At 61.6% G+C, this 18,225-nt stretch carries 16 protein-coding genes; 10 read left to right on the top strand and 6 right to left on the bottom strand.

The window, feature by feature from the left end; translation table 11 throughout:
• Positions 1-6 precede the first annotated feature (6 nt).
• The 6 genes from eutB to U9R80_RS03575 are packed head-to-tail and all read left to right on the top strand — an operon-like array spanning position 7 to position 7,146.
• Positions 7-978, top strand: coding sequence for a hydroxyectoine utilization dehydratase EutB (gene eutB / locus U9R80_RS03550; RefSeq protein WP_301840953.1), 972 nt, complete (start codon positions 7-9; stop codon positions 976-978).
• Positions 979-1,003: 25 nt separating this feature from the next.
• On the top strand, positions 1,004-1,996 hold the full coding sequence (locus U9R80_RS03555) for a cyclodeaminase (protein ID WP_301840951.1): 993 nt from the start codon (positions 1,004-1,006) through the stop codon (positions 1,994-1,996).
• A 34-nt stretch (positions 1,997-2,030) separates the two neighbouring features.
• Entirely contained in the window at positions 2,031-3,221 is a 1,191-nt protein-coding gene (doeA, locus tag U9R80_RS03560; protein ID WP_301840950.1) for an ectoine hydrolase DoeA, read from the top strand.
• Between the two features lie 3 nt (positions 3,222-3,224).
• Entirely contained in the window at positions 3,225-4,244 is a 1,020-nt protein-coding gene (gene doeB, locus U9R80_RS03565) for a N(2)-acetyl-L-2,4-diaminobutanoate deacetylase DoeB (RefSeq protein ID WP_301840949.1), read from the top strand.
• A gap of 32 nt (positions 4,245-4,276) precedes the next feature.
• Entirely contained in the window at positions 4,277-5,749 is a 1,473-nt protein-coding gene (locus tag U9R80_RS03570; protein ID WP_301840948.1) for an NAD-dependent succinate-semialdehyde dehydrogenase, read from the top strand.
• 11 nt (positions 5,750-5,760) lie between these two features.
• Positions 5,761-7,146, top strand: a complete 1,386-nt coding sequence (locus tag U9R80_RS03575) for an aspartate aminotransferase family protein (protein ID WP_301840947.1) — start codon at positions 5,761-5,763, stop codon at positions 7,144-7,146.
• Positions 7,147-7,221: 75 nt separating this feature from the next.
• On the opposite strand, the gene ppk2 is transcribed toward U9R80_RS03575, so the two are convergent.
• From ppk2 to U9R80_RS03590, 3 genes are all read right to left on the bottom strand, one after another.
• Positions 7,222-8,031 carry a polyphosphate kinase 2 gene (ppk2, locus tag U9R80_RS03580; protein ID WP_301840946.1) on the bottom strand — a complete coding sequence of 270 codons (810 nt, stop codon included), beginning with the start codon at positions 8,029-8,031 and terminating at the stop codon, positions 7,222-7,224.
• Positions 8,032-8,163: 132 nt separating this feature from the next.
• Positions 8,164-9,036 carry a WYL domain-containing protein gene (locus tag U9R80_RS03585; RefSeq protein ID WP_301840945.1) on the bottom strand — a complete coding sequence of 291 codons (873 nt, stop codon included), beginning with the start codon at positions 9,034-9,036 and terminating at the stop codon, positions 8,164-8,166.
• A gap of 115 nt (positions 9,037-9,151) precedes the next feature.
• Positions 9,152-9,895: a hypothetical protein gene (locus tag U9R80_RS03590; RefSeq protein WP_301840944.1), complete on the bottom strand. Its 744-nt coding sequence runs from the start codon at positions 9,893-9,895 to the stop codon at positions 9,152-9,154.
• Positions 9,896-10,254: 359 nt separating this feature from the next.
• On the opposite strand from U9R80_RS03590, the gene U9R80_RS03595 reads away from it, so the two are divergent.
• From U9R80_RS03595 to U9R80_RS03610, 4 genes are all read left to right on the top strand, one after another.
• Positions 10,255-10,512 (top strand): hypothetical protein, encoded by a 258-nt coding sequence (locus U9R80_RS03595; protein ID WP_301840943.1) that lies wholly within the window; start codon positions 10,255-10,257, stop codon positions 10,510-10,512.
• 100 nt (positions 10,513-10,612) lie between these two features.
• Positions 10,613-12,721 carry a hypothetical protein gene (locus U9R80_RS03600; RefSeq protein ID WP_301840942.1) on the top strand — a complete coding sequence of 703 codons (2,109 nt, stop codon included), beginning with the start codon at positions 10,613-10,615 and terminating at the stop codon, positions 12,719-12,721.
• A complete protein-coding gene (locus U9R80_RS03605) occupies positions 12,696-14,633 on the top strand; it encodes a GTPase (protein ID WP_301840940.1) in 1,938 nt (645 codons plus the stop codon). Before U9R80_RS03600 ends, U9R80_RS03605 begins: the two co-directional genes overlap by 26 nt.
• Positions 14,630-15,634 (top strand): hypothetical protein, encoded by a 1,005-nt coding sequence (locus tag U9R80_RS03610; protein WP_301840939.1) that lies wholly within the window; start codon positions 14,630-14,632, stop codon positions 15,632-15,634. Before U9R80_RS03605 ends, U9R80_RS03610 begins: the two co-directional genes overlap by 4 nt.
• 79 nt (positions 15,635-15,713) lie before the next feature.
• Here the strand turns inward: U9R80_RS03610 and ychF are convergent, their stop codons facing one another.
• From ychF to U9R80_RS03625, 3 genes are all read right to left on the bottom strand, one after another.
• Complete coding sequence (gene ychF / locus U9R80_RS03615; RefSeq protein WP_301840937.1) at positions 15,714-16,814, bottom strand: redox-regulated ATPase YchF; 1,101 nt, start codon at positions 16,812-16,814, stop codon at positions 15,714-15,716.
• Between the two features lie 21 nt (positions 16,815-16,835).
• Complete coding sequence (gene pth / locus U9R80_RS03620) at positions 16,836-17,420, bottom strand: aminoacyl-tRNA hydrolase (protein ID WP_301840934.1); 585 nt, start codon at positions 17,418-17,420, stop codon at positions 16,836-16,838.
• A 77-nt stretch (positions 17,421-17,497) separates the two neighbouring features.
• Positions 17,498-18,097 (bottom strand): 50S ribosomal protein L25/general stress protein Ctc, encoded by a 600-nt coding sequence (locus U9R80_RS03625; protein WP_301840933.1) that lies wholly within the window; start codon positions 18,095-18,097, stop codon positions 17,498-17,500.
• Between the last annotated feature and the right edge of the window lie 128 nt (positions 18,098-18,225).

Raw genomic sequence — 18,225 nt, forward strand, 5'->3', positions numbered from 1 at the left:
TCGGATATGTCAGCGCTCTCGCTCAACGCTATCTACCTTGCCCGCCAGCGTATCGCCGGCCTCGTACGGACAACGCCGATGGAGCATTCGCCAAGCCTGTCCAAGCGCTTGGGCGTGGCGGTCTACCTCAAGCTCGAATCCCAGCAGATCACCGGCAGCTTCAAGCTGCGCGGTGCCAGCAACGCAATCGCCCAGCTCGATGCCGACAAAAAGGCCAAGGGCGTGGTGGCCGCCTCCACTGGAAATCATGGCCGGGCATTGGCTTATGCCGCTGCACAATTGGGGGTGCGAGCCACCATCTGCCTGTCGCAGCTGGTGCCGGCCAACAAGGTGCAGGCGATCCGCGACCTGGGCGCCGAGGTGTGCATCGTCGGTCACTCCCAGGATGACGCCCAGCGCGAAGCCGAGCGCATAGCCGCCGAGCACGGCGCCACCTTGCTGCCGCCGTTCGATCATCCCGACATCATTGCCGGCCAGGGCACCCTGGGCCTGGAGATTCTTGAGCAGCTGCCTCAGGTGGCCCAGGTGCTGGTGCCGCTCTCGGGGGGTGGCCTGTTTGCCGGCGTGGCGCTGGCGCTCAAAAGTGCCAACCCGGCCATCTGCCTGCACGGCATCAGCATGCGCCGTGGCGCTGCCATGCACGCCAGCCTGTTTGCCGGCCAGCCGGTGGAGGTGCCGGAGCTGTCCACCCTGGCCGACTCCCTGGGCGGCGGCATTGGCCTGGACAATCAGTTCACCTATTCCATGACCCGCGAGCTGTGCGACCAGGTACACCTGCTCGATGAAGCTTCGATTGCCGCCGGCATGCGTCACGCCTACCGCCAGGAGCGCCAGGTGGTGGAGGGCGCGGGCGCCGTGGGCATCGCCGCCTTGCTTGACGGTCTGATCCCGGCGCGGGGCCCGATCGTGGTGGTGGTCAGCGGTCGCAATGTCGACATCGAACAGCACCTGCGGGTGATGAACGGCGCCGACGCCTGAGACGTTTTTCAACGGAGGATTTGTGATGCCTGCTACTACCTTGCTCAGCGAAGCCGATCTGCGCGCCTGCGTCAGCCTTGACCAGGCGGCGGTCGATGCCATCGAGCATGCCTTTTTGTTGCTGGCGACGGCGGCGGTGGCCATGCCACCGATCCTGCGCCTGGATGTGCCGGAGCATAACGGCGAGGTCGATGTGAAGACGGCCTACCTGCCAGGCCTCGAGCGTTTTGCGATCAAGGTCAGCCCGGGTTTTTTCGACAACCCCTCGCTGGGGCTGCCCAGCCTCAACGGCATGATGATGTTGCTGTCGGCACGCACCGGCTTGCTCGATGCCTTGCTGCTCGACAACGGCTACCTGACCGCGGTGCGTACTGCCGCCGCGGGCGCTGTTGCGGCACGCTGGCTGTCCCGTGAAGACAGCCGCAGCGTGGCCCTGATCGGCACCGGTGAGCAGGCGCGCCTGCAGTTGCAGGCCTTGCGCCTGGTGCGCCCGATCGAGGCGGTGCGGGTGTGGGGGCGCGACGCCGAAAAGGTCGCTGCCCTGTGTGACGAACTGGGCCGGGATGGCCGCCTGCACGTGCAGGCCTGCACCTCGGTCGACGAGGCCATGCGCGGGGTGGACATCGCTATCACCACGACGCCGAGCCGTGAGCCGTTGATCCAGGCACATCATCTGCAGCCGGGCCTGCACATCACCGCCATGGGCTCCGATGCCGAGCACAAGAATGAAATCGCCCCGGCCGCGCTGGCCGCGGTGGACTGCTATGTCGCCGACCGCCTGAGCCAGACCCGTGTGCTGGGCGAGATGCACCACGCACTCAAGGCCGGCCTGGTCAGCGAGGAAAGCGGCTTCAGCGAGCTGGGCCAGGTGGTTGCCGGCCAGCGCCAGGGGCGCAAGGCCGCCCGCGATATCACCCTGTGCGACCTGACCGGTACTGGCGCCCAGGACACCGCCATTGCCAACCTGGCCTACGCGCGTGCGCTCGAGGCGGGCAAGGGCTTGCAGTTCAACAACTGATCACTCCGATTACTCACCCAACGAGGGTATTTGCATGTCTGAGGTCGTCATCAATCTGCCGTTCAGCCGGCAGGAGTATGCGCAGCGTCTGGCCAAGACCCGCGCCGCCATGCAAGCGCAAGGCATCGAGCTGTTGCTGGTTACCGATCCGTCGAACATGGCCTGGCTGACCGGTTATGACGGTTGGTCGTTCTATGTGCACCAGTGTGTGTTGCTGGCGCTGGACGGCGAGCCGGTGTGGTATGGCCGCGGCCAGGACGCCAATGGTGCCAGGCGCACGGTGTTCATGGGCCACGAGAACATCGTCGGTTACCCGGACATCTACGTGCAGTCGCGCGAGCGTCATCCCATGGACTACCTGTGCCAGGAGGTGATCGCTGCCCGGGGCTGGAGCACGCTGAGCATCGGCGTTGAAATGGACAACTACTACTTCAGCGCCGCCGCTTACCTGTCGCTGCAAAAGCATTTGCCCAAGGCGCGCTTCAGCGATGCGGCCGGGCTGGTGAACTGGCAGCGGGCGGTCAAGTCGAGCCAGGAAATCGAGTACATGCGCATCGCCGCGCGCATCGTCGAGAACATGCATGCGCGGATTCTGGAGCGCATCGAGCCGGGCATGCGCAAGAACGAGCTGGTGGCCGAGATCTACAGCAGTGGCATTCTCGGTGCCGACGGCCACGGCGGCGACTACCCGGCCATCGTGCCATTGTTGCCCACCGGTGCCGATGCCAGCGCCCCGCACCTGACCTGGGACGACACCCCGTTCGAGAAAGGCGCCGGCACCTTCTTCGAGATCGCCGGGTGCTACAAGCGCTATCACTGCCCGCTGTCGCGCACGGTGTACCTGGGCAAGCCGCCGCAGCACTTTCTCGACGGCGAAAGGGCTGTGGTCGAAGGCATTGCCGCTGGCCTGGAAGCGGCGCGCCCCGGCAACACCACCGGTGATGTGGCCAAGGCCTTTTTCAAGGTGCTGGAGAAGTTCGGCATCCACAAGGACAGCCGCTGCGGCTACCCGATCGGTATCAGTTATCCGCCCGATTGGGGCGAGCGCACCATGAGCCTGCGTCCAAGCGACACCAGCGTGTTGCAACCGGGCATGACCTTCCACTTCATGCCTGGCCTGTGGATGGACGACTGGGGCCTGGAAATCACCGAAAGCATTCTGATTACCGACACCGGCGTCGAGACGTTCTGCAACGTGCCACGCCAACTGTTCGTGAAGGATTGAGCCATGAACGCACCTCTGCCTGAAGCCACGCTGGCGGTGAACCCGATCAGCAGCACGGTCGACTTTGAACGCGACGGTGTGCAACACGGTTTTCTCAAATTGCCCTATTCGCGGGACGACTCGGCCTGGGGCGCGGTGATGATCCCGATCACCGTGGTGAAGCAGGGGGCTGGCCCTACGGCGCTGCTCACCGGTGGCAACCACGGTGACGAGTACGAGGGGCCGGTGGCCCTGAGCAAGTTGGCGCAACGGCTTGAGGCAGGCCAGGTCAGTGGCCGGGTGATCATCGTGCCGTTCATGAACACGCCGGCGTTCCATGCCGGTCAGCGCACCTCGCCGATCGACAAGGGCAACATGAATCGCAGCTTTCCCGGTAAGCCGGACGGTACCGTGACGCAGAAGATCGCCGACTATTTTCGGCGCACGCTGCTGCCGATGGCCGACCTCGTGGTGGATATCCACTCCGGTGGCCGGACCCTGGATTTCCTGCCGTTTGCAGCCTGCCATGTGTTGCCCGACAAAGCCCAGCAAGCACGCTGCGAGGCCGCCATGCAGGCCTTTGCCGCGCCCTACAGCATGCGCATGCTCGAACTGGATGCGCAGGCCATGTACGACACCGCCGCCGAAAGCCAGGGCAAGGTGTTTGTGACCACCGAGCTGGGCGGTGGCGGGTCGTCCACCGCCCGCAGCGTGGCGGTGGCCGAGCGCGGGGTGCACAACGTCCTGGTACACGCCGGAATCCTCGCCGGCGAGGTGCAGCCCGGCGAGTCGACCATGCTCGACATGCCCGGCGACGACTGCTTTGTGGCCAGCGAGCACGACGGCTTGCTGGAGATGTGCCGCGACCTGGGCGAGCGGGTAGAGCAGGGCGAGGTGATTGCCCGTATCCATGACATCAAGCGCAGCGGTGCCACGCCGGTGGAGTACCGCGCCCGCCGCAGCGGGTTGCTGGCGGCGCGGCATTTTCCGGGGCTGGTGCAGTGTGGCGATACTCTCGCGGTGGTCGCCGACGTTCTGCAGTAGCACATCCCCCCACACGGTTTGGAGAACACGATATGCCACACAAGCATGCGCTGACATTCAAGACCCTCTGTCATGTGGATGGCCAATGGCTGCACAGCTCCACAGGCAACAGCATTGCCGTGCACAACCCGGCCACCCGCCAGGTCATCGGGCATGTACCCCTGCTTGAGCACGAGCAGATCGTTGCTGCCGTCGACGCCGCCCAGCGCGCCTTTGCGCCGTGGCGCGCCCGGAGCCTGGAAGTGCGGGCGACGCTGCTGCGCCGGTGGGCCGAGCTGATCCTGGATCATCAGGAAGAACTGGCGCGGATACTCAGTGAAGAGCAGGGCAAGTCGCTGGCCGAATCACGCGGCGAGATTGCCTACGCGGCAAGCTTCATTCCCTGGTTCGCCGAAGAGGCGCGGCGCCTGTACGGCCAGACCATCCCCAGCCATATTCCCGGTGCCCACCTGGGCACGGTGAAGGAGCCGGTGGGCGTCTGCGCCTTGCTTACCCCGTGGAACTTCCCCAGCGCGATGATTACCCGCAAGGCCGCTGCCGCCCTGGCGGCGGGCTGTACGGTAGTGGTCAAGCCTGCGCATGAAACACCTTTCTCCGCCCTGGCGTTGGCCCAGTTGGCCGAGGAGGCGGGCTTTCCGGCAGGCGTGTTCAACGTGGTGATCGGCGAGCCGCAGATGGCCATGGAAACCCTGGTGCGTGATGCACGGGTGCGCTCGGTCAGCTTCACCGGCTCCACCCGGGTGGGCAAGCTGGTGCTGCAGGCCGCCGCCCAGGATGTGAAAAAGGTCGCACTGGAGCTGGGCGGCAACGCGCCCTTTATCGTCTGCGCCGATGCTGATCTGGAGCTGGCGGTGAAGGTGGCGGTGGCGGCCAAGTTCCAGACCTCGGGCCAGGATTGCTGCGCCGCCAACCGGATCATGGTGCAACGGCCGTTGTACCCGGCCTTTGTCGCCCGCTTCGCCGAAGCGGTCCGGGCGTTGCGTGTGGGGCCGGCGATGGTGGGCGGTGAAGAGATGCCGGTGGATGTCGGCCCGCTGATGCACCAGGGCGCCTTCGATGTCACCTGTGCCCGGGTCGAGGATGCTGTGCACAAAGGTGCCCGCTGCCTGGCGGGTGGTGAAGGGCACGCGCTGGGTGGCTGGTTCTATCAGCCTACCGTGCTGGCAGACGTGACCCCGCAGATGCGCATCTACCAGGAAGAAAACTTCGCCCCGATTGCCGGCGTCATGCCCTTCGACACCCTCGATGAGGCGGTCGAACTGGCCAACGACACCGAGTACGGCCTGGCGGCCTATATCTGTTCCAACCGCCTTGACCAGGTGTACCCGCTGATCCGGCGGCTGGACCACGCGATGGTCGCGGTCAACGGCGTGAAATTCACCGGCCATCCGATCCCCTTCGGCGGCATGAAGGCCTCGGGCCTGGGCCGCGAGGGCGGTAGCGAAGGCTTCGAGCCCTTTGTTGAAACCAAGTACTTCTGCCTGCACCACCAAGGTCAAATTTAAGGAGCGTTGCCATGAGCCAAGATTTCAGCCAACTGTTCGAGCAAGACCGTGCCCACTTCATGCACCCCTCGACCCACGCCCATGACCATGCCAGCGGTGCGCTCAAGGGCAGGATCATCACCGGCGCCGAAGGCATCCGCCTGCGCGACCATGAGGGGCGCGAGCTGATCGACGCCTTTGCCGGCCTGTACTGCGTGAACATCGGCTACGGCCGTACTGAGGTCGCCGAGGCGATCTACAAGCAGGCCAAGGAGCTGGCGTACTACCACACCTACGTGGGCCACTCGACCGAGGCGATCATCGAGCTCTCCAGCCGCATCATCGACTGGGCACCCGAGGGCATGAAGAAGGTCTACTACGGTCTGTCCGGCTCCGATGCCAACGAAACCCAGATCAAGCTGGTGCGCTACTACAACAACATCCTGGGCCGCCCGCAGAAGAAGAAAATCATCTCCCGCGACCGTGGCTACCACGGCTCGGGGATCATGACCGGCAGCCTTACCGGCCTTGCCAGCTTCCACCAGCACTTCGACCTGCCGGCCGAAGGCATCAAGCACACGGTCTGCCCGCACTGGTACCGCAAAGCCCCGGCCGGCATGGATGAAACCGCGTTCGTGCAGTACTGCGCCAACGAGCTGGAAAAGATGATCCTGGCCGAAGGCCCCGACACCGTGGCAGCGTTCATTGGTGAACCGCTGATGGGCACCGGCGGCATCATCGTGCCGCCCAAGGGTTACTGGGCAGCGATCCAGGCGGTGCTGAACAAGTACGACGTACTGCTGATCGCCGATGAGGTGGTGTGCGCCTTCGGCCGCCTGGGCTCGAAAATGGGCAGCCAACGCTACGGCATGAAGCCCGACCTGATCACCACCGCCAAGGGCCTGACCAGCGCCTATGCACCGCTGTCGGCGGTGATCGTCGGTGAGAAAGTGTGGAACGTGATCGACCAGGGCTCGCAGAAAGAGGGCGCGATGGGTCACGGCTGGACTTACTCCGGGCACCCGGTGTGCGCCGCGGCGGCACTGGCCAACCTGGACATCCTGGAACGTGAAAACCTCACCGAGAACGCCGAGGTGGTGGGCGCCTACCTCAATCGCACACTGCGCGAAGCGCTGGAAGGTCATCCGCTGGTCGGCGAGGTGCGCGGTGACGGCATGCTCGCGGCGGTGGAGTTCATGGCTGACCGTGAAGCACGTACCCCGTTCGACCCGGCGTTCAAGGTTGGCCCGCAGGTCTCCGCAGCCTGCCTTGAGCGCGGCATGGTCGCCCGGGCGATGCCCCACGGCGACATCCTGGGCTTCGCGCCGCCGTTGGTGCTGACCCGCGAGGATGCCGACCTGATCGTCGCCATCACCAAGGAAGCGGTCGATGAGGTGGCGGGCAAAGTGCTGGGCTAAACCGGCCGGCGGCCCCTGAAAAAACAAAACCCCGTCTCGGCAAGCGAAGACGGGGTTTTGTATTCAGGGCGTTGCTCAGAAGCGCTCGGGAATCATCCGGAACGGATAGTCGACGCTCTTGTACTGGCCGATCTTGCCGCGTTTGGGCAGCTTGATCTTCTCGTCCTGGGTGATGTCCTTGTAGGGGATCTGCTTGAGCAGGTGGCTGATGATGTTCAGCCGCACGCGCCGCTTGTCCTCGGAAGGCGCCATGTACCACGGCGCCCAGGAGGAGTCGGAGGCCGCGAACATCTCGTCGCGGGCGCGGGTGTAGTCGTCCCAGCGGTTGAACGACTTGAGGTCCATGGGCGAGAGCTTCCAGATCTTGCGGCCATCGGTGATGCGTTCTTCCAGCCGGCGCTGCTGTTCCTCAGGGCTGACCTCCAGCCAGTACTTGATGACGATGATGCCGGACTCCACCAGCATCCGCTCGAACAGCGGCACCACGCCGAGGAATTTCTTCGCCTGGTCGTCAGTACAGAAGCCCATGACCCGTTCAACGCCCGCGCGGTTGTACCAGCTGCGGTCGAAGATCACCACTTCGCCAGCCGACGGCATGTGCTGGAGGTAGCGCTGGGCATACATCTGGCTCTTTTCCCGCTCGGTGGGCGCCGGTAGCGCCACAACGCGGAAAATCCGTGGGCTGACCCGTTCGGTGATGGCCTTGATGGTACCGCCCTTGCCGGCGCCGTCACGGCCCTCAAAGATCACGCAGACCTTCAGGCCCTTGGCCACGACCCACTGCTGGAGCTTGACCAGCTCGACATGCAGGTTCTTGAGTTCCTTCTCGTAGTCTTTGCGCGGTAGCCGTTCTGCGTCACGGGCCTTGTCTTTCTTCTTGCTCATGGAGGTAGCCTGGTCAGTGAAAGTGGAGTTGAGTATAGGCAGGGCTGTGCCGGGCGCACTGACCAGGGGCAAAGGAAAAGCAGCGAGCGTCAGCACGGCAACGCGCTACACAGCAGCACCGAACACCGTCAGTCACTCATACAGCCACGGCTTCAGCTCCCTCAGGTTCGTCACCACGATTTGCTGGGCTTCAGGGGTGGGGTCCAGGTTCCTGTGGTCGATCTGATAACGCTGCAATACATACTTCACCAGGGCCCTTCGGCTGGGGACCACCAACTGGCCATCCACCATGCCGAAGTCGCTTTCGATGATTGCTTTCTGCGGCGTGCTCAGTCGCCCATCGGCAGCGATCATGACCGGTACCTCGGTATTCCAGTCTTCATCGAACTCGCGGGTGTTTTGCGAAGGATCAAGCAATTCGGGTTGGCCGCGCAGTCGGCTCAGCACGAAGTCGCGGTACTGGCCGTTCTTCTCGCAGTACGCTCGCACGTGCCAGCGCATGCCGGTGTAGACCAGGGTATGCGGCGCTATGAGGCGAACTTCCACGTTGGGCGTGTTGAGCGACACATACTCGGTTTCCAGGCGCAGGCCGTCGCGGCAGGCCTTGAGCAGAGGGCGCAGAACTTCCGGGTGGATTGGCCGGTCAGGTACTTCCAATACCTTGGTATGGGCATACGCCAGGGCGAGCCCATCAATGTGGGGCGCGCGTTCGTTGTTCTGATAGAGCAGGTGCAAATAGGCACTGGCACTGTCATCAATGAACAGGGGCTTGAAGTGCTTGGTGGGGACATAACCTTTGAGCTGCTTGTCGTAGGCCAGGTTCTTTGACGCATGCTCGGTGATGTAGGTATTGATGTCCTTGGACGCCTGTTGCCGGCTGATGCCAAAGCTCTGGATCAGGTGCCCGGTGGTCAGACGGCCTTCCCACCAGACCACGGTCTCGATCAGCCTGTAGCGCAGTGCCAGGTCCCAACGTACCTGCTCGATGGTGTGCTTGCGTTTCATTGCCCCTCCCTGTGTGCGGATGCTTGCATCGCAGCACTCTACAACAAGGACCTGTCGTAACAAGCGACATATCGTAGAAATGTCACAGGGAGAGTGCCTGGCTCAGCGCTAGACGTCAGGCTTCCTCAGCCTCGACCTCTTCTTCAAGCTGCAACCCTTCCCACATGTGCCAGACCTCGTCAGTGACGCAGCGGGAGCGGTTGCCCTGGCCCCGGGGCTGCGAGAAGAACGAGATCCCGCGCTTGAGGCTGATCAACGCTTTCTCATTGCCGGACTTGCCGTTGCTGCCCACCGGGAAGTGCGGGCTGAAACATTCGATGCCCATCGCCAGTTGTTCACTGATGTCGCTGCGATCCTGGAAGTCCGACTCCCCGGCGCGAATCATCTGGCGAATGATGGACAGGTCGATCATGGTGCTTTCATGCCAGTACGCTGCGCAGTTGTAGGCGGCTACCCAGGCAATGTTCGACTCCTGGACCATGTAGTTGATCGTTTCGGCCTGGGAGCGTTTGGCCGTGCCGGCGGAGAAGCACGAGCCCAGGACGACGCCGGTGATGTTGGCCGCCACCGACTTGAGGCTGCACTCGACCATGATGTCGATGATCCTGGCGCCGCCTACACGCTGACCATCACCATGGCCGGCGACATAGACGATGGCATTCTTGTACGTGTGCTTGCTCAGCGCCGCGAACGCCAACCGGAAGCTGCTCACATCGTAGAAACGAGAATGCAGAATTTCGACGTCATTGGATTGTTTGGCCAGCCCCTGGAAAAAGGGCTCGACCGAGCTGCGGTTGATATCCCCTTCATAGATGTTCCAGGGGGCTTCCAGAATCAGTACTGCGCTTTTGTCGTGCATGAGGTCGTCTGTGGGTCAGGGGTGATTCGAGTCGGCACCTGCCATCGCAGTGGTCATGTGTAAAGTTTCAGGACACAAGAGGCCTGAAGCTAGATACCAGTCCCTCACTGCTCAAGCGGCTGCCGGGGAAGACCGATTTCATGGCTTTCAGGCTTCCCTGCCGGGGGCAGATCCTCTAACAGATGATGGCAAAAAGCTATTTTTTGCTGGCCCAGCGACCCCGAGGCCCGACCTTTTCAGGTGCATACATCTGCATGATTACCTTACCTGTATAAGTCTACATTCTAGACCTGTCGTGAATTACTACATATCGTGATCCTGGCTTGTTGATAAATCGGACTCACGCAAGGACGTAAAACATGAATATGTCAGAAGCGGTTTCGACAGGGGCATTGGCGCTGATCGGGGTGATTCTGCTGGTGCTTCTGCATCAGTGCCTCAGGCTGCACGAACTGTGGGAAATGGCCCGGGCCTGTCAAAAGGGCGCGCGCTGGGCACGGATCTGGGAGGCGGAGAACCGCGAGCTTCGTTCGCAGCTGCGTGCCAATAAGGCGCACATCGAGCAGTTGCAGAGCAAGCTGGTGAGTTTGCAGGCGGTGCTCCCGACGGAGGGGTGAGTGCATCATTTTCTAAACTATCCCCTCTTTCTGCCGACAACCCGACTGTCACCTATTGCCCGATCCAGGCCGGCGTTGTCAGACACCAAGGAGTTTCACCATGTATGCCTCGCTCATCGATCCCGTCACCCAGGCGCTGAGACAGGCGCTCGACATCGCCGTCCAATTTGACCGCAGCACCCAGGAGCGCGAGAAGATCCGCGCCGTGCTGCGCAAATTGCTGGTGATCCGTGAGATGCACTCCAGCTTCTTTGTGAGTGTGGGGGGCACCCAGGGCGCGGGGAAAACGCATCTGTTACGTGAGCTCTACGACCTGGACGACTGGCTACCGGACAACCCCGGCCGTGGCGAATGTCGCCCGCTGTTCGTGCTGGAGCGCGATTGCGAGACACCCCAGGCCTACGGGGTGGATGAGTGGGGGCAGGAGTGCCCGATTGACCCACAGACGCTGTTCGACGAATTGCGCAGTTTCTCGGCAGGCGAGCAGTTTTTGCTGTTGCGCCTGTATGTACCCAAGCGCCATTTTGGCGGGCGTGCCGGTTTCCTGCTGTTACCCGGCTACGAAAAGCTCAACCGTACCAATGGCCTGTGGCAACAGGAAATGCGCGACACGCTCAAGCATGCGACGGGCAGCATCATGGTGACCCACAGCAACGCCCTGGCCACGAAGTCCACGCAGGATGTGCTGGTCGAGATGCTCGAACAGGCGCTGCCGGGGCGTCAGCCGATCATCGCTATCGGGCGCACCGAAAACCAGTCCGATGAAGCGCGTGACGAACTGCGCGTCTCGGCGGCACAGGACTGCCTTGTACCGGCCGAACAACTGGACCGTATTGTGTGTGTCGGTCGTGGCGAGGCGTACAAAGCACGCTGGATACCGCAATTGTTTGAAGCGCTGGGTCGTTACGCCGAGCCAGGACTGGATGTTTACCACCAGCGCCTGACGGACCTGCGTGCCGTCCTGGAGCTTGAGCTGGAAGCTGCGGTGGGCTTTCTGGACGCACTGATCGAAGATGCCGGGGCCACGGCCAGTGCTAGCGAAGGGCTGGTCAGGAAGGTTCTGGAGCAGTTCCGTCGTTCGGCCGATACCTATCGCGGTCAGTACAAGAAGCGTCTTCACCAGCACCTGCAGCACTATGCCGATCAGGCGACTGCAAGCGCCAGGAAAGCCTTTGCCGAAGAGGAGGAGGGCTGGTCCAACGTCGCCAGGAACATCGTGGATTACGTAAAGCTCAAGACCAGCGAAACCGAACAGCGACACATCGAGCGCATCAACCAGCACTGGCAGCAGCAGGGCACACGGACGCCTGTGCATGCCATCTACCTGGCGCTGACGCATGTGGCCGATGAGCAATTCCAGCTTGGGGTTGCAGAGACCCTCAGTGAGGGTTCCAACGCGCTGCTCACGCAGCGCCTGGAGAACCAGCCGGGTCGCTACCTGGGTTACGAAAAGCCTGACGGCACTGCGGTGATACCCAGCAGCAAACTCCCCGAGGCCCCCGAGCTGCAAAAAAACCTCTGCCTGCTGCTGAACAACACTGCCAGCGAAAACCACCTGGACCCGGCCACCGTGCGCACCCGGCAGTTCGATACGGCGCTCAAGCATCTCCCCGCGTTGACGATGGAATACCTGCGCATGAGCCAGGGTATGGCGCTGTACCAGCAGCAGGCGGTCGATACCGCGCAGATGGTCAAATACGACCCTGACGCGCTGGCCAGGGACATTCGCGATACGCTCCCCGGCTTTACCCAGGGCGCCAAGCAGGTGGGGCGTGCGCTGCTCGCCATCACCGCGGTCGACCTGGCCATCGATGGCAGCCTGGATGTCATTCCGGTGCTGGCCGGCGGGGCTGCGACCGGTCTGGGCGCGACGTTGTCGCTGGCAGCCACCGGGCTGATGGGTTTGGGCTTTATCGGCTACAAGGCGGCCAGTTCGGTCCATCACTACAACGTGGCGAAGAGCAATTTTATCGGGGCGAGCATCGAGCGATTCAAAGACCACTTAGTGGAAGGCAGCCTCGATCATTACGATGAGCTGATGAACAAAATCGAAGAGCGCATTGAGCACAACCTCAGTGTGGCCTATGGCGTGGATGCCAATCAGTTCTCCGAGCGTGATGCCCTGGCAAGGGCCATGCGCGCGCTGAATGCATCGCGGCGTCACCTGAGCGCCGAGATCGACCGTGCCCAAGCCTCGTTTGTGGTTTGAGCGGCACCGGCAGCGCCATGATTGGGCGCTGCAGGCCTATGATCGCTTCGTCCATGAGTTGGCGCCGGAGGTGAGTGCCCAGCTCAAGCGTTCCGAACAGGTGACGGTAGTGGTGTATGGCGCCACCCAGGTGGGCAAGACCACCTTGATACTTGATCTGCTGGGGCTCGCCTCCGATACCCAGCAGGAGGTCGCCCAGGTGCTGCGCGGGGGGCAGGCACGCGGCAAGTCAGCGACGGTGATGCCGCTGCGTTATGGGCGTTCTACGGATGACCACTGGTACATCGGCAACAGCGCGGCGCTCGACCGGGCCCAGGCCACCCAGGCGCTGGCCGATGTAAGACGGGGTGTCGAGCAGGGCCAGAACGAGGGCATTGTGCTGACCGACATTCTGATCCCGGCCAGGCTGTTTCCTTCTGCGGGCGATGAGGCGCTGGAGGTTGATGTCAAACTGATCGACTTGCCAGGTCTGGATGCGCGCAATGCCCATGAGCGTGAGCTGGTTGCGGCGCTTGCCCGACGCTTCGTCACCGTGGCCGATCTGGTGTTGCTGGTGACCCAGGCCAGTAGCCTGGGCTTCTTGCGACCGGAGAACTTGCAGATCGAAGAGCTGGCCAACTGGGTGCACCAGCCGGTGCGTTTTCGGGTGGTGATCACTTCCAGCTACTCATTGAGCAGCGTGCGCAAGCGCATACTGGCGTCCCCGCTGGATGTGGCGGCGATGCGGGTAGCGATGATCGAGGAAATCGAAACCCTCGATCTACGTATACCCCCGTCTTTCAGCGATAACGTCTATGTACTGGAACTTGGGGACTCCGCGCGGGACATGGCCGAAGGCGACCCGGATTATTATTCAAAGGTCAGTCCCCTGGTTGAAACCTTCCGACGGCAGCTGATTAGCGATATCAAACGCTCCAGCGGACCGTTTTCCCGATTGTTTGCTGCCTTCCAACTGGATCAGGTGGTGACGGGGCAGGTCGCGGCGTTCGAGGACGACTATCGAGAGCGCAAGGCGTTTCTGGAGGTTGAGTTGCAGGCCTTTGAGTCACGGCTGCGGGCAATGTATTCATTGCATACCAAAGACGGACTCTGGGCCGCGCTGCAGGAACACAAGGACACGCTCGAAGCGCAATGCGCCACGATCAAGCATTGGGCGGGTATCGTCGAAGTGCTGCTGAAAACCGATTGCCGGGTGGCTTTTGAATCGCTGTTCGCAGCCCCCGTGATTTCACGGGGAGTGCAACGTGTCAGCGCCATGCAGGACGCACTTCAAAGCGAAAAGCATGCACTGAAAGAGCAGTCCGAGTCCTGGGTTGACGCGCTAAAAACCTTACTTTTCGATCGTGTGGATGAGAGCGTCAGGCCTCTCTTGGAGGCATTTTTCAAAATGCTGCGTCCCACCGCTTTTGATGATCGCAGTTTCCATTTGCTGGAATACCAACTTGACGGGTATTCATGGGATCGTTACTGGAAGTCTTCGAGCTATGACGGTGATGTGTGGATGTTGGACGTTGCTGTCAGAGAGAGTCGGCAGCATCACATCAAGCTTGCGCACGAAGACTTTGTCAGCGGCTTGCGGCTGCAGGCAACATCGCAGGGGGAGGCCCTGTCCGCGATTCAAATCCAGTTACAGCAAGTGCAAAAAGCGATTGAGACGTATGAAATCCATCTGGGTGGAATGTCGGCACTGAGTGCCGAGCTTGACGGCAACATTGCCCGAATGCACGACTCGCAGGAAATCGCCCGGCATTTTGAGCGGCGTGTTCACGAGAGCTTCTCGAATGCCCTGCAAGCCTCCTCGGCGGAGATCACTCAGGGGCGGTGTGCGACTGAAAAGTTCCTGGGCTTGATGAATGCTCATTTAATTATCAACGAAGCAGAAAAGTTCTATTCCGGAAAACCCGCCACATGACGGATAACACCGCTAACGATGACAGGCTCGCCGCCAAGCAGGATTTGACCGAGCTTCTCATTGATATCCTGATACCCCCGTTCAAACATGAGATTTCTACAATCCTTGAGGAGAATCTCTATCCTCTGGAAAAGAACATCCTTGATAAGCAGGAGCGCTTGGAGACCCAGGCCGGCAGAGTTGCACGGTTCATCGCCAAGCATTACCCCGAGCACAGTCCGCCGCTTGAAGAGCAACTTCAAGGCCTGCAGTTTGCCCAGCAGGATGCCGACGCGCTTGCACAAGCCCGCAATACTGAACTGTTTGCCACCCTGGCTAAGCACACCGAGCAAGCGCAGGTCATTCAACATGGGCTCGAGGGGCTGTCGCAGGCGCTCAAGGCAGCGGGAGTGAACCAGGCTGCTACCCAGGATCTGCTTCAACACTTGATTGAAACGAACCAGCAAAGCCTTGGTCAGCTGAGCCAGCAGTTGTCGTCGTTCATTGAGACGCAGCAGCACGCTCACGCACAGGCACTACAGGCCTTACAAGCGCTGGGCGCGTCCGTGGAGGGTAGGCTGGACGATCACCTGCTGCGCTTGAAAGCCTATGGGCAGGCGCTGAGTGATAACAGTGAGCAGCGGTTGCAGGAAGGGTTCAGTGAATTGCTTGAACAGCTGCGAGGGCTGGACAAGGAAGGGCGGCAGCGGCTGGAGAAGTTCATGGTCGTGACTGCGTCCCAGCAGCGCACCGTCGCGCAGAATGTCGCCTTGGCGCAGGACCAGCATGTGCAGACCGTGTTGGCCGAGCAAGCGAACACGCTGCGCGCCCAGCATGAGGCCTACCTGCAATCACTGAATGAGCTTCAACTGAACCAGCAGGCGCAGCAGGCATGCACGGTGGAGTTGAAGTCGCAGTTGGACATCAGCCACAAGCAGCTGAAGCGAGTGCTGTACGGTTGTGCGGGGATGGTGTTCGTCGGCGTCTGCGCCGTGATGTACCTGGTACTGCTCGGCCGCTAGTACTGCCAGAGCCCTGGCGGAAAAGAAAAACCCCTTGAGGCGTGAATCCTCAAGGGGTTTTCTGTTCAGCGGGAGCGGCTTAGACGTTGAAGCGGAAGTGCATCACGTCACCGTCCTTGACGATGTAGTCCTTGCCTTCCAGACGCCATTTACCGGCTTCCTTCGCGCCGCCTTCACCCTTGTACTGGATGAAGTCGTCATAGGCGACCACTTCGGCGCGGATGAAGCCTTTCTCGAAGTCGGTGTGGATCACACCGGCCGCCTGTGGCGCGGTAGCGCCGATGCGTACGGTCCAGGCGCGTACTTCCTGCACGCCGGCGGTGAAGTAGGTTTGCAGGTTGAGCAGGCCGTAACCGGCGCGGATCACGCGGTTCAGGCCAGGCTCTTCCAGGCCCAGGGCCTCGAGGAACATGTCCTTTTCTTCGCCTTCGTCGAGCTCGGCGATTTCCGCTTCGATCTTGTTGCACACCGGCACGACCACAGCGCCTTCTTCTTCGGCGATGGCGCGCACGATGTCCAGGTGCGGGTTGTTCTCGAAGCCGTCTTCAGCAACGTTGGCGATGTACATCACCGGCTTGCTGGTCAGCAGGTGGAAGCCGCGGATCAGGGCCTTCTCGTCGTCTGCCATGCTCTTCATCAGGCTGCGCGCTGGCTTGCCTTCGGTGAAGTGCGGGATCAGTTTTTCGAGGATGGCTTTCTGCGCCAGAGCGTCCTTGTCACCGCCCTTGGCGTTGCGCGCAACCTTTTGCAGTTGCTTCTCGCAGCTGTCGAGGTCGGCGAAGATCAGTTCCAGGTCGATGATCTCGATGTCACGCTTGGGGTCGACGCTGTTGGAGACGTGGATGACGTTCTCGTCTTCAAAGCAGCGCACCACGTGGGCGATGGCGTCGGTCTCGCGGATGTTGGCGAGGAACTTGTTGCCCAGGCCTTCACCTTTGGAGGCGCCGGCAACCAGGCCTGCGATGTCGACGAATTCCATGGTGGTCGGCAGCACGCGGTTCGGCTTGACGATGGCTGCCAGGGCATCCAGGCGTGCATCAGGCATTGGCACGATGCCGCTGTTCGGCTCGATGGTGCAGAAGGGGAAGTTCTCTGCCGCGATGCCGGATTTGGTCAAGGCGTTGAACAGGGTGGACTTGCCGACGTTGGGCAAACCGACGATGCCGCAATTGAAACCCATGGTGAATCCCTCTTCGTGGAGTCAGGCCTTCTGGCTGTGCAGCTCTCTCATCGCACGCGTCCAGTCGCCGGCGAGGATGTCCGGCAGCACGCCGAGGGCAAAATCGATACTGGCGTCCAGTTTTTCCTGTTCGGCGCGTGGCGCCTTGCCCAGGACAAAACCGGAGACCCTGCTGCTGTCACCCGGGTGGCCGATGCCAAGCCGCAGACGGTGAAAGTCGTTGTTGTTGCCGAGTTGCGCAATGATGTCGCGCAAGCCGTTGTGCCCACCATGGCCGCCGCCTTTCTTGAGCTTGGCGACGCCTGGGGGCAGGTCGAGTTCGTCGTGGGCCACCAGGATGGCATCTGGCGGGATACGGAAAAAATTCGCCAGTGCAGCAACGGCCTGGCCGCTGCGATTCATGAAGGTGGTGGGGATCAACAGACGGACATCGTTGCCCTGATGGCTGAATTTAGCCGTCAGGCCGAAATACTTGCGATCAGCAGTCAGGTTGACACGCTGGGCGCTGGCAATGCGTTCTACGAAAAGAGCCCCTGCGTTATGCCGGGTCTGTTCGTATTCGGGGCCGGGGTTTCCCAGGCCGACGATCAGTTGGATGGCGGTCACGTCAGGGGCTCTTCCTTGGAGTTGGGGGTTACAGTGCGGGGCACTGTAACCCGATCAACGCCGGCGTGCCGAGTGGATTACTCAGCAGCGCCTTCTGCAGCTTCAGGCGCAACACGCGGAGCGTGAACGTTGGCAACAGCTTTGTCATCACCGTGGGCCAGAGCTACGAACTCTACGCCTTTAGGAGCTTTGAGGTCCGACAGGTGGATGATGGTGCCGACTTCAGCCTTGGCCAGGTCAACTTCGATGAACTCAGGCAGGTCTTTGGCTTCGCAGGAAACTTCGATCTCGGCCACTACGTGGGAGATTTCGCCGCCTTTCTTGACCGGTGCTTCTTCGTTGATGAAGTGCACAGGAACGATGGCGGTCAGCTTCTGGCCAGCAACAACGCGGACGAAGTCGGCGTGCATGATGAACTGCTTGGCTGGGTGACGCTGCATGGCTTTAACAACGACGTTTTCTTTCTTGCCGTCGATGTTCAGCTCGATAACGTGGCTGAAAGCAGCTTCGTTTTCGAACAGTTTGGCCACTTCTTTAGCCAGCATGGTGATCGATGCAGGCTCTTTGTCGCCACCGTATACAACGGCAGGGACTTGGGCGGCGAGACGACGCAGGCGGCGGCTCGCACCTTTCCCCAGGTCGGTACGCGCTTGGGCGTTCAGGATGAAATCAGTCATTTTGTATCTCCAAAATAGCCATCTCCCGCAGGCGTTTGCGACCAGCGCCAAACGGGATGGGCAAAAAAGCCCCGCCCCAACAACAGGTGTTGGGGCGGGGCGCTTTACGTCAACGTGATGTTCGCGAG

The organism is Pseudomonas sp. JQ170C, assembly GCF_035581345.1.
In the GTDB taxonomy this organism is placed as follows: Bacteria; Pseudomonadota; Gammaproteobacteria; order Pseudomonadales; family Pseudomonadaceae; genus Aquipseudomonas.

Coding starts and splice junctions, on each gene's coding strand:
- U9R80_RS03610 (WP_301840939.1), top strand. CDS start 14,630: ATGACGGATAACACCGCTAACGATGACAGGCTCGCCGCCAAGCAGGAT.
- U9R80_RS03575 (WP_301840947.1), top strand. CDS start 5,761: ATGAGCCAAGATTTCAGCCAACTGTTCGAGCAAGACCGTGCCCACTTC.
- ychF (WP_301840937.1), bottom strand. CDS start 16,814: ATGGGTTTCAATTGCGGCATCGTCGGTTTGCCCAACGTCGGCAAGTCC.
- U9R80_RS03555 (WP_301840951.1), top strand. CDS start 1,004: ATGCCTGCTACTACCTTGCTCAGCGAAGCCGATCTGCGCGCCTGCGTC.
- U9R80_RS03570 (WP_301840948.1), top strand. CDS start 4,277: ATGCCACACAAGCATGCGCTGACATTCAAGACCCTCTGTCATGTGGAT.
- doeB (WP_301840949.1), top strand. CDS start 3,225: ATGAACGCACCTCTGCCTGAAGCCACGCTGGCGGTGAACCCGATCAGC.
- doeA (WP_301840950.1), top strand. CDS start 2,031: ATGTCTGAGGTCGTCATCAATCTGCCGTTCAGCCGGCAGGAGTATGCG.
- U9R80_RS03600 (WP_301840942.1), top strand. CDS start 10,613: ATGTATGCCTCGCTCATCGATCCCGTCACCCAGGCGCTGAGACAGGCG.
- U9R80_RS03625 (WP_301840933.1), bottom strand. CDS start 18,097: ATGACTGATTTCATCCTGAACGCCCAAGCGCGTACCGACCTGGGGAAA.
- U9R80_RS03585 (WP_301840945.1), bottom strand. CDS start 9,036: ATGAAACGCAAGCACACCATCGAGCAGGTACGTTGGGACCTGGCACTG.
- U9R80_RS03590 (WP_301840944.1), bottom strand. CDS start 9,895: ATGCACGACAAAAGCGCAGTACTGATTCTGGAAGCCCCCTGGAACATC.
- eutB (WP_301840953.1), top strand. CDS start 7: ATGTCAGCGCTCTCGCTCAACGCTATCTACCTTGCCCGCCAGCGTATC.
- U9R80_RS03595 (WP_301840943.1), top strand. CDS start 10,255: ATGAATATGTCAGAAGCGGTTTCGACAGGGGCATTGGCGCTGATCGGG.
- ppk2 (WP_301840946.1), bottom strand. CDS start 8,031: ATGAGCAAGAAGAAAGACAAGGCCCGTGACGCAGAACGGCTACCGCGC.